The following is a 10,991-nucleotide window of genomic DNA, read 5'->3' as shown; positions in this document are numbered from 1 at the left end:
CCCGACCGCTCGGCGGCGTCACTCCGCCCGCCCAGCTCCTCGGTGCACTTCAGCGCCCCGCGCCAACCGCCTCCGACGGCCCCGTTCCGCCTTTACCTGCCGACAGACTGCCGAGGCCCGGCCCCCACCCGCAGACAGTCCGCCGATATCCCCTCCCACCTGGGCACTCTTAGCGTGGCCGCATGACCCCTCACGTCACCACGGGCGACACCGCCGCCACCGGAGCAGCCGTCAAGGCCGCCGACCGCGCCCACGTCTTCCACTCCTGGTCCGCCCAGGCCCTGATCGACCCGCTGGCCGTCGCCGGGGCCGAGGGTTCGTACTTCTGGGACTACGACGGCCACCGCTACCTCGACTTCGCCTCCCAGCTGGTGAACACCAACATCGGCCACCAGCACCCCAAGGTCGTCGCCGCGATCCAGGAGCAGGCCGCCCGGCTCTGCACCCTCGCGCCCGGCTTCGCCGTCGACGTCCGCTCCGAGGCCGCTCGCCTCATCGCCGAGCGGACCCCGGGCGACCTCGACAAGGTCTTCTTCACCAACGGCGGGGCCGAGGCCGTCGAGAACGCCGTCCGCATGGCCCGTCTGCACACGGGCCGGCAGAAGGTGCTGTCCACGTACCGCTCGTACCACGGGGCCACCGCCGCCGCGATCAACCTGACCGGCGACCCGCGCCGCTGGCCCTCCGACACCGCGGCCGCCGGAGTCGTGCACTTCTGGGGCCCGTTCCTCTATCGCTCGCCGTTCCACGCCGCCACCGAGGCAGAGGAGTGCGAACGCGCCCTCGCGCACCTCGCCGACACCATCGCCTTCGAGGGCCCGGCGACCATCGCCGCGATCATCCTGGAGAGCGTGCCCGGCACCGCCGGGATCATGATCCCGCCGGCCGGCTACCTCGCGGGCGTGCGCGAACTCTGCGACCGCCACGGCATCGTCTTCATCCTCGACGAGGTCATGTCCGGCTTCGGCCGCACCGGCAAGTGGTTCGCCGCCCAGCACTGGGACGTCACTCCCGATCTGATCACCTTCGCCAAGGGCGTGAACAGCGGGTACGTGCCCCTCGGCGGCGTCGCCATCTCGGCCGCCATCGCCGAGACCTTCGCCACCCGCCCCTACCCCGGCGGCCTGACCTACTCCGGCCACCCCCTGGCCTGCGCGGCCGCCGTGGCGACGATCAACACCATGGAGGAGGAGGGCGTCGTCGAGCACGCCGCCCACCTGGGCGAGAACGTGATCGGCCCGGCGCTCGCCGAGATCGCCGAGCGGCACCCGTCGGTCGGCGAGGTCCGCGGCCTCGGCGCCTTCTGGGCGCTGGAGCTCGTACGGGACGAGGAGACGCGCGAGCCGCTCGTCCCGTACAACGCGGCCGGGGCCGACAACGCGCCGATGGCGGAGTTCGCGGCGGCCTGCAAGGCCTCCGGCCTGTGGCCCTTCGTGAACATGAACCGGACGCACGTGGTCCCGCCGTGCAACATCACCGAGGCGGAGGCCAAGGAGGGCCTGGCCCTGCTGGACGAGGCGCTGACGGTCGCGGACCGGCACACCACCTCCGCCTGACCGGCACACCACCTCCGCCTGACCGGGCCGGTGACGTCCGCCTGACCGGGCCGGTGACGTCCGCCTGACCGGGTCCGTCACGTCCGCCCGACCGGGCCCGCTACGTCCCGCCCGACCGGGCCCGTCACGTCCGCCCGACCGGGGCGGTCCGAGACGGAAACCACCCGCGTTCGATCGGTTTCGGCCTCGCTGCCTGGCCTAAGGTGTCCGAAAGTTCTACTGAGGAGACGGACCCCTATGCCAGGCAGCGGCGCTGTCACCCGCAACACACTTCGCCAGCAGATCGCGGACGCGCTGCGCGACGAGGTGCTGGCGGGACGCCTGCCACCGGGCACCGAGTTCACCGTCAAGCAGATCGCCGAGCAGTACGAGGTCTCCGCGACCCCCGTACGCGAGGCGCTCGTCGACCTCTCCGCCCAAGGGCTGCTGGAATCGGTGCAGCACCGGGGCTTTCGCGTGCGCGTCTTCTCCGTGGACGACTACCGGGGCATGATCGAGGCCCGTACGCTCATAGTGGACGGGATCTTCCGGCAGCTCGTCGAGCGCGGCACCGCGCCCGGCTCCGGCGAAATGCTGGTGTCGGTGCGCCGTCGTGCCGAGGAGGCGTGCAGGGCCGCGCACAGCGGTTCCCTCGAAGTGCTGATCGGCTACGACCTGCGCTTCTGGAGGGAGCTGAGCGGGCTGGTCGGCAACGCGTACATCTCGGATTTCCTGCACCGCATCCGCGTGCAGTGCTGGGTCTTCGCCGTACCGCACCTGAAGGCGGCCCCCGATCTGCACACCGGGCTGTGGTCCGGCCACAACGAGCTGGTGGACGCGGTGACGCGGGCCGACGCCGCGGAGGTACGCAGCCTCGTGCACGCGTACAACCAGCGCGCCCTGGACTGGGCAGCGGGCCTGAAGGCGGTCGGCGCATGACCGACACGACCGCGACCGGTGAGACCGGTCCCGGCGCCGGCACCGACACCGGCAAAGCGCCCGACCCGGCCCCCGCCTGGCTGGGCGCCGTCGCGCTCTCCGTCGTCATCCCCGCCCACGACGACGCGCACCGGATCACCGCGACCCTCGACGCCTTCCGCGCCGATCTCGACGCCCGCCTCGGCACCGGCCCCGGCGACTGGGAGCTCGTCGTCGCCGACGACGCCTCCACCGACGACACCGCCGCCCTCGTCGAGGCCGCGGCCGCCGACGAACCCCGGATCCGGCTGATCCGCTCCGAACACCACCGCGGCAAGGGCGCCGCGCTGCGCGCCGCAGTGCTCGCGAGCGCCGGGGAGCGGGTGCTGCTCGCCGACGCCGGGGCGACGATCCCGCCGGCCGAGCTCGACCACCTGGAGCAGGCCCTCGCCCCACAGGATCCGCAGAACGGAAGCGGAAGCCGGACCGGGAACGAGAGCGAGAACCCGACCGCCGCCCTCGGCCGAACGGGAAACCGCCTGGTCCGCGCCCTGGGCATCCCCGGGATACCGGGATTTCGCGCCGACACCTGCGGCTTCGCCCTCTTCGACGGCGACCGGGCCCGGGCCGCCTTCGGCGCCTCCGTCCTCGACGGCCCGGCCATCGACGCCGAAGTGCTGCGCTGGATGCGCCGCCAGGGCTGGTACGTGGCCGAGGTACCGGTGAGCCGCAACCCCGAGCCGGCCGCCCGCCCCCGCCCGCCCGCGACCCCGCCCACGGCCGCAGGCCGAACCACGCCCACGGCCCGCGGCGACCGGCGCCGCGCGCTCACCGAGCTCTACCGCCTGAACTCCGGCGGCCTCGCCGTCGCCGCCGTCTTCCTCGCCCTCTCCGCGTACCTCTTCCACGGCCTGTGGGCGGACCTCGACGGCCGCTACCTCGCGGACGCGCTCCAGGACCAGAACCAGTGGGAGTGGTTCGTCGGCGTCGCCACCGACAACATCACCCACCTGCGCAATCCGCTCTTCACCACGGCCCAGGGCATGCCCGACGGCGTGAACCTGATGGCCAACGCCACCATGCTCGGGCTGACCGTCCCGCTGATCCCGGTCACGCTCCTGTTCGGTGAGACGGTCACCTTCGCGCTCGTCCTCACGCTCGGCATGGCCGCCAGCGCCTGGACCTGGTACTGGCTGATCCGCCGCCGCCTCGTGCGCAGCCGCTGGGCCGCCGCCGCGGGCGGGGCGCTCGCCGCGTTCGCGCCGCCGATGGTCTCGCACGCCAACGGCCACCCCAACTTCGTCGTCCTCTTCATGCTCCCGCTGATCATCGACAGGGCGCTGCGCCTGTGCGAGGGCAGGAACATCGTCCGCGACGGGGTCCTGCTCGGCCTGTTCGCGACGTACCAGATCTTCCTCGGCGAGGAGCCGCTGCTCATCGCCGCGCTCGGCATGCTGCTCTTCTCGCTCGCGTACCTCGTGGTCGACCGGCGGCGCGCGCTCGCGGCCGCCCGGCCGCTGGGCCTCGGCCTGGTCATCGCGGCGGGCGTCTGCGCGCCGCTGCTGATCTTCCCGCTGTACTGGCAGTTCTTCGGCCCGCAGAGCTACCACTCGGTCCTGCACGGGGACAACGCCGGCAACAGCCCGCGCGCCCTGGTCGAGTACGCGGCCCGCTCGCTCTTCGGCGACGCCGAGACGGCCGGACGGCTCTCGCTGAACACCACCGAGCAGAACGCCTTCTACGGCTGGCCGCTGCTGGCGCTCGGCGTGGCCGTCTGCGTGTGGATGTGGCGCAGCAAGCCGGTCCGCGCGCTCGCGCTCACCGGTTTCGCGGCGCTGGCGCTGTCGCTCGGGCCCTGGGTGCCGGTCCCGCGCACGGACGTCGTGCTGCCGGGGCCCTGGCGGCTGATGGTCAGGCTGCCGCTGTTCGAGTCGGTGATCGAGGGGCGCGTGGCGATGGTGTGCGCCCCCGTCCTGGGCGTGCTGCTCGCGCTCGCGCTGGACCGGATCGTACGGATGCGCCACCGCGAGCCGCGCACGCTCGGCCTGCTCGCGGTGGCGGCGGCGCTGATCCCGGTGCTTCCGCTGCCGCTGGCCGTACGGGAGCGGGCTCCGGTGCCGGCGTTCGTCACCTCGGGGGCCTGGAAGGGCTACGTCAAGGACGGCGAAGCGCTCGTCCCGGTGCCGCTGCCCGACCCCGGCCAGGCGGACGCGCTGCACTGGCAGGTCGAGGCGGACTTCGGGTTCCGGCTGGCCGGCGGCTACTTCAACGGGCCGTGGGGACCCGACCGGATCGGCATCTACGGGGCCACCCCGCGCCACCTCTCGAACCTCCTGCGGGACGTCCGCTACGGGCAGCAGCCGCCGGAGATCACCCCCCAGTGGCGGGACCAGGCCCGCCGGGACCTGGAGTTCTGGAAGGCGGGGGCCGTCGTGCTGCCCTTCCAGGACCGCGGGGTCGAGCTGCGCGACATGCTCACCGAGCTGCTGGGGCAGCCCCCGCAGAAGGCCGAGGACGTCTGGGTCTGGAGGGTGGGTCCGGGAGGGGTGTAGCGGGCGGCTCCGGGGCGAGTTCCGCCCCAGGTTCTGCGCAGCCCTTCGCGGAGGGTGTTCGGCGCACTACGCTGGCGGGATCGGCGACATCGACTGATCGGAGCCCGCGTGGCCTGTGACCTGTGGCTGGTCCCCCTTGTCGACGTGCTGTGCCACAGCCCCGACAACCCGTTCGCGGAAGAGATCGCCTCGTACGACAAGGCGCTGGGCGAGGCGGGCCTGCCGTCGGTGCCCGTGTTCGCGTACATGCCGGGCCTGAGCGGGGACGTGGCCCCCGTCGCCGGCTTCGACTACGACGCCCTGCACTTCCTGCGGCGGGCCTACCTGCTGCAGATCTGCGGACTGCCGGTGACGCCGGTGGACGAGCTGGGCGGGGACTACGAGCAGCTGCTGGAGATGTTCGAGTCGACGGCGCAGCAGTCGCACCTGGTGTGGCACTACGACCATGCCGGGGCGTACGTGCCGGTGGACTTCGCGGCTCCGCTGGCCAACGAGGAGCTGCTGGCCGGGGGCGGGCCGCTGGGCTCGGCGCAGGGCCTGCTGCGCGAGCTGGTGGTGGTGGCGCCGGCGATCGGGATCGATCCGGGGAATCCGCCGGGGGCTCCGGCGGCGCCGGGGCGGCCCACGTCCCTGGAAGAGCCCGCGGGGCCGATTCCGTACGACGAGAGCCCCTTCGCGCGGGAGCGGCACGTGTGGCTGGGCCTGCACGCCGCCGCGACGCGGTGTCTCGGCCAGGGCTCGATGATCATCTTCAGCTGACCGCCGTGAGGGGTCGGGGGCTCGTCCCCCTCGCCCCCTCACACCCCGGCGGGGACGCCTTCAGCGGGGCTGCTCCGGCGGGCGCTGGCGCGGCATGTTGGGGCGGGTGCCCGGGGGCAGGGGAAAACGGGCCGGGGGGAGGCCCGCCTCCGCCCGCGACGGGGCGCCGAGCGACTGCATCACGAGCGGCGCCGGTCCCGAGGAGAACTCCACCATCCACTCCGCGGTCTCCGAGCGCACCAGCTCCGTCACGTCCTCCGAGAAGCGGCGGAGTACGGTCAGGCACCGCTCGGCCGCCTCGCTCGCCGTGCCCTCCGTGGGCCCCAGCACCTCCCGCACGTTCTCCGAGGCCCAGTCGAACTGCAGCGTCTGCAGGCGGCGCTGCACCGCCTGCGCGGTGGCCACGTCCCGCATCCAGCCCGAGGTCAGGCCGAAGAACCGGTCGCAGGCCAGGCAGGCCGCGGCCAGGAGCAGCGCGAGGTACCCGTACGAGGCCACCCCCGGCGCGGATCCCGTCACCTCCAGCAGCGGGAGCGCGGCCCCGGCCACCGCCCCCGCGGCGGCCCCGACCCGCAGCACCCGCGCGCCCCGGCGCTTCCACGCCCGGTCGCCGAGATACCACTCCGCGGTGCGCAGGGCGTCGGCCTCGACCCGCCGGTAGAGCTCGTCCAGCCGCTCGGCCGGCTCGCCCCAGTCCCCGAGGGGGAACGGCCCGCCGGTCAGATCGCCCGCCGCCATCGGTCCGCTGCCCTCCTCCCGCGAGTCCCGGGGTTCCCGGGGATCCCGGGGTGGCCCCTCGGGCTGCATCTCCGGCTGGCTCACCCGGCACTCCCTCTGCCTGCGCTGACGTGTGGTGGTGCGCGTGTGCGCAATGATGCGCATGCTCTTCCTACCTTCGAATGGCGGCCCATGGGCGACGAATCCCCGGTTTTCCGCCTGCAAGGAGGTCTCCATCAGGTACGCGCGGGCCCCGTCTCTCACTCGAAAGAGTTGGTCCTCACGGCGTAGGGCGCGCCGCGCGGGGAGCACGTAGGCTCGGATTGACCAAGCCGACCAGTCTTGGACCGACGCGACGGAGTGAGTGACCTGTGATTCCCGGTGGTGGCCAGCCCAACATGCAGCAGCTGCTCCAGCAGGCCCAGAAGATGCAGCAGGACCTGGCCGCGGCCCAGGAGGCGCTCGCGCAGGCCGAGGTCGAGGGCCAGGCCGGCGGCGGCCTGGTGAAGGCGACCGTCACCGGCTCCGGTGAGCTGCGCGCGCTGGTGATCGACCCCAAGGCCGTGGACCCGGCGGACACCGAGACCCTCGCCGACCTGGTCGTCGCGGCGGTCCAGGCGGCCAACGAGAACGCCCAGGCGCTCCAGCAGGAGAAGCTCGGCCCGCTGGCCCAGGGCCTGGGCGGCGGCAGCGGCATCCCCGGCCTCCCGTTCTAACCCGCGCTCCGGCACCCGAACCCGAAGCCGTACCCGAACCCCAACCGACCCCGACCCCCCACCGCAGAACGAAAGAAGGCAGTCCGTGTACGAAGGCGTGGTCCAGGACCTGATCGACGAACTGGGCAGGCTGCCCGGCGTCGGGCCCAAGAGCGCGCAGCGGATCGCCTTCCACATCCTGCAGGCCGAGCCCACCGACGTCCGCCGCCTCGCGCACGCGCTGCTGGAGGTCAAGGACAAGGTCCGGTTCTGCGCGGTGTGCGGGAACGTGGCGCAGGAGGAGCGGTGCAACATCTGCCGCGACCCGCGCCGCGACACCACGGTCATCTGCGTGGTGGAGGAGCCGAAGGACGTCGTCGCGATCGAGCGGACCCGCGAGTTCCGGGGCCGGTACCACGTCCTCGGCGGCGCGATCAGCCCGATCGAGGGCGTCGGACCGGACGACCTGCGCATCCGCGAGCTGCTGGCGCGCCTCGCGGACGGAGAGGTGACCGAGCTGATCCTCGCCACCGACCCGAACCTGGAGGGCGAGGCGACCGCCACCTACCTCGCCCGCATGATCAAGCCCATGGGCCTGAAGGTCACCCGCCTGGCCAGCGGGCTCCCCGTCGGGGGAGATCTGGAGTACGCGGACGAGGTCACGCTGGGGCGGGCCTTTGAAGGAAGGCGACTTCTCGATGTCTGACGCAATGCTGCACGCCCTGGGAGTGGATCCGGACGACTTCGCGGCCTCGATCGCGGACCAGATCGAGTCCTTCATCGTCGCCGTCACCGAGGTGGCCAAGGGCGAGGACCCGGACAGCGCGGTGCCCTTCCTCCTCCTGGAGGTGTCCCAGCTGCTGCTGGCGGGCGGCCGGCTGGGCGCGTACCAGGACGTCCTGCCCGACGAGCGCTACGAGCCCGACCTCGGCCCGGAACCGGACGTGGACGACCTGCGCGAGCGGTTCGCGCTCATGCTGGAGCCGGTCGACGTCTACTCCGAGGTCTTCGACCCGTACGAGCCGCGCAAGGCTCCCGTCGCGCACCGGATCTCGGACGACCTCGCCGACGTGGTGGCGGACCTGCGGCACGGCCTCATCCACCACCAGGCGGGCCGGACCACCGAGGCGCTGTGGTGGTGGCAGTTCTCGTACTTCACCAACTGGGGTCCGACGGCCTCGGCGACGCTGCGCGCCCTCCAGTCGCTGATCGCCCACGTGCGGCTGGACCAGCCGCTGGAGGCCCTGGACGGCCTGGACACCGACGAGGACCTCGCCGAGGACGACCTCGCCGAGCAGGCCGGACGGGTGATGGCCGAGGAAATCGGTGCCCGCCTCGGTCTGCCGGGGAAGTAGGGAACCCGGATCCTGGTCTGATCGTCTCATGATGTGGTACGAAGCGGTCGGATCGCGGCCGCTCGTTACACTGCACCAGCAATGAGACGGACTGAGCGAGGAGCGCACGTGGGCCTTGTCGTGCAGAAGTACGGAGGCTCCTCCGTAGCCGATGCCGAGGGCATCAAGCGCGTCGCCAAGCGAATTGTGGATGCCAAGAAGAACGGCCACCAGGTGGTCGTCGTGGTTTCCGCGATGGGCGACACGACGGACGAGCTGATCGATCTCGCCGAGCAGGTTTCACCCATGCCTGCCGGGCGCGAATTCGACATGCTGCTGACCGCCGGAGAGCGGATCTCCATGGCCCTGCTGGCCATGGCGATCAAAAACCTGGGCCACGAGGCGCAGTCGTTCACCGGCAGCCAGGCAGGCGTCATCACCGACTCGGTCCACAACAAAGCGCGCATCATCGATGTCACGCCGGGCCGTATCCGTACCGCGCTGGACCAGGGCAACATCGCCATCGTCGCCGGGTTCCAGGGCGTGTCGGCGGACTCCAAGGACATCACCACCCTCGGCCGGGGCGGCTCGGACACCACAGCCGTCGCGCTCGCCGCGGCGCTGGACGCCGAGGTCTGCGAGATCTACACCGATGTCGACGGCGTCTTCACCGCGGACCCCCGCGTCGTGAAGAAGGCCCGGAAGATCGACTGGATCTCCTCCGAGGACATGCTGGAGCTCGCGGCCTCCGGTTCCAAGGTGCTGCTGCACCGCTGCGTGGAATACGCGCGCCGCTACAACATCCCGATCCACGTCCGCTCGTCCTTCTCCGGACTGCCGGGCACCTGGGTCAGCAACGAGAATCCGCAAGGGGACGCGCAGGTGGAGCACGCCATCATCTCCGGAGTCGCTCACGACGTCTCCGAAGCCAAGATCACGGTCGTCGGCGTTCCGGACAAGCCGGGCGAGGCCGCGGCGATCTTCCGCGCCATCGCGGACGCCGAGATCAACATCGACATGATCGTGCAGAACGTGTCGGCCGCGTCCACGGGCCTGACGGACATCTCCTTCACCCTCCCCAAGGCCGAGGGCCACAAGGCCATCGACGCCCTGGAGAAGGCGAAGGGCCAGATCGGCTTCGACTCCCTGCGCTACGACGACCAGATCGGCAAGATCTCCCTGGTCGGCGCGGGCATGAAGACCAACCCGGGCGTCACCGCCTCCTTCTTCCAGGCGCTGTCCGACGCGGGCGTGAACATCGAGCTGATCTCGACCTCCGAGATCCGCATCTCGGTCGTGACCCGCCAGGACGACGTCAACGAGGCCGTCCGCGCCGTGCACACGGCCTTCGGCCTCGACTCCGACAGCGACGAGGCCGTCGTCTACGGAGGCACCGGACGATGACCGGCACCCGGTCGACCCCGGCTCCGGCGCTCGCCGTGGTCGGGGCGACCGGAGCGGTCGGCTCCGTCGTGCTCCGGATCCTCTCCCAGCGGGCGGACGTCTGGGGTGAGGTCCGCCTGATCGCCTCCGGGCGCTCGGCCGGCCGGATACTGACCGTGCGCGGGCAGGAGTGCGAGGTGCTCGCCCTCACCGAGGACGCCTTCGAGGGCATCGGGGAGGGGGACGTGGCGCTGTTCCTGACCCCGGCCGAGATCTCCGCCCGCTGGGCGCCGGCCGTCGTCATGCGCGGGGCCGTCGCCGTCGACCAGTCCGCGGCCTTCCGGGAGGACCCCGAGGTGCCGCTGGTGGTGCCCGAGGTCAACGCCCCGGCCGTACGGGCGCGGCCGCGCGGCATCGTGGCGGGCCCGGACTGCGTCACCGCCGCGATGATCGCGGCCCTGGGCGCGCTGCACGCCGAGTACGGGCTGGCCGACCTGACGGTGTCCTCGTACCAGGCCGCCAGCGCGGCGGGCCGGGCCGGATCCGACGTACTGCGCCGCCAGCTCTCGCTGGTCGCCGGTACCTCCCTCGGCGAGCAGACCGGGGACGTGCGCCGGGCCGTCGGCGAGGACTCCGGCCCCTTCGCCGCCCCGCTCGCGCTGAACGTGGTGCCGTGGTCCGGTGAGCTGCGCGAGGGCGGCTGGTCCTCGCACGAGCTGGCCGTACGGGCGCAAGTACGCCGGGTGCTGCACCTGGACGCGCTCCCGGTGGCGGTGACCTGCGTCCAGGTGCCGGTGCTGACCGGGCACTCGCTGAGCGTGCGGGCGCGGTTCGAGGCCGAGGCGGACGCCTCGCGCGCCCGGGAGGTCCTGGAGGCCGCGCCCGGCGTGGTCGTGGTGGACGACCCCTCGGCCGGGGAGTTCCCGACTCCGGTGGACGCCGCGGGGACGGATCCGGCCTGGGTGGGGCGGCTGCGGCGCTCGCTCGACGATCCGCAGTCCCTGGAGTTCTTCGTGTGCGCGGACAATCTCCGCAACGGGGCCGCCCTGAACGCCACTCGGATCGCGGAACTGATCGCTGGTGAATTCGCGTAATTCA

10 protein-coding genes are annotated in these 10,991 nt (G+C 72.3%); 9 read left to right on the top strand and 1 reads right to left on the bottom strand.

Going from position 1 to position 10,991, the window contains the following annotated elements; genetic code table 11:
* Nucleotides 1-182: 182 nt before the first annotated feature.
* The 4 genes from ACS04_RS14860 (at nt 183) to ACS04_RS14845 (ending at nt 5,764) form a co-directional block, all read left to right on the top strand.
* Nucleotides 183-1,556, top strand: a complete 1,374-nt coding sequence (locus ACS04_RS14860) for an aspartate aminotransferase family protein (RefSeq protein ID WP_048477055.1) — start codon at nt 183-185, stop codon at nt 1,554-1,556.
* Nucleotides 1,557-1,793: 237 nt separating this feature from the next.
* Nucleotides 1,794-2,474: a GntR family transcriptional regulator gene (locus ACS04_RS14855; protein WP_048477054.1), complete on the top strand. Its 681-nt coding sequence runs from the start codon at nt 1,794-1,796 to the stop codon at nt 2,472-2,474.
* Nucleotides 2,471-5,005 carry a glycosyltransferase gene (locus tag ACS04_RS14850; RefSeq protein WP_078864773.1) on the top strand — a complete coding sequence of 845 codons (2,535 nt, stop codon included), beginning with the start codon at nt 2,471-2,473 and terminating at the stop codon, nt 5,003-5,005. The genes ACS04_RS14855 and ACS04_RS14850 overlap by 4 nt, the downstream gene beginning before the upstream one ends.
* A gap of 108 nt (nt 5,006-5,113) precedes the next feature.
* Entirely contained in the window at nt 5,114-5,764 is a 651-nt protein-coding gene (locus tag ACS04_RS14845) for a hypothetical protein (RefSeq protein WP_048477053.1), read from the top strand.
* A gap of 60 nt (nt 5,765-5,824) precedes the next feature.
* Here the strand turns inward: ACS04_RS14845 and ACS04_RS14840 are convergent, their stop codons facing one another.
* A complete protein-coding gene (locus ACS04_RS14840) occupies nt 5,825-6,586 on the bottom strand; it encodes an SLATT domain-containing protein (protein WP_048477052.1) in 762 nt (253 codons plus the stop codon).
* Nucleotides 6,587-6,852: 266 nt separating this feature from the next.
* Between ACS04_RS14840 and ACS04_RS14835 the strand changes: the two genes are divergently transcribed.
* From ACS04_RS14835 to ACS04_RS14815, 5 genes are all read left to right on the top strand, one after another.
* On the top strand, nt 6,853-7,197 hold the full coding sequence (locus ACS04_RS14835; RefSeq protein ID WP_078621772.1) for a YbaB/EbfC family nucleoid-associated protein: 345 nt from the start codon (nt 6,853-6,855) through the stop codon (nt 7,195-7,197).
* An 85-nt stretch (nt 7,198-7,282) separates the two neighbouring features.
* The gene (gene recR, locus ACS04_RS14830) at nt 7,283-7,882 is read left to right on the top strand and encodes a recombination mediator RecR (RefSeq protein WP_030152816.1); all 600 of its coding nucleotides are present in this window, start codon (nt 7,283-7,285) and stop codon (nt 7,880-7,882) included.
* Nucleotides 7,875-8,531 carry a DUF5063 domain-containing protein gene (locus tag ACS04_RS14825; RefSeq protein WP_048477051.1) on the top strand — a complete coding sequence of 219 codons (657 nt, stop codon included), beginning with the start codon at nt 7,875-7,877 and terminating at the stop codon, nt 8,529-8,531. The genes recR and ACS04_RS14825 overlap by 8 nt, the downstream gene beginning before the upstream one ends.
* Nucleotides 8,532-8,639: 108 nt before the next feature.
* Entirely contained in the window at nt 8,640-9,914 is a 1,275-nt protein-coding gene (locus tag ACS04_RS14820; protein WP_048477050.1) for an aspartate kinase, read from the top strand.
* Nucleotides 9,911-10,987 carry an aspartate-semialdehyde dehydrogenase gene (locus ACS04_RS14815; RefSeq protein WP_048477049.1) on the top strand — a complete coding sequence of 359 codons (1,077 nt, stop codon included), beginning with the start codon at nt 9,911-9,913 and terminating at the stop codon, nt 10,985-10,987. The genes ACS04_RS14820 and ACS04_RS14815 overlap by 4 nt, the downstream gene beginning before the upstream one ends.
* Nucleotides 10,988-10,991: the final 4 nt, after the last annotated feature.

Origin of the sequence: Streptomyces roseus (assembly GCF_001044425.1) — a bacterium.
Lineage (GTDB): Bacteria > Actinomycetota > Actinomycetes > Streptomycetales > Streptomycetaceae > Streptomyces > Streptomyces roseus.
Note: the sequence above shows the minus strand (reverse complement) of the source record. Positions and strands in the feature narration are given on the sequence as shown.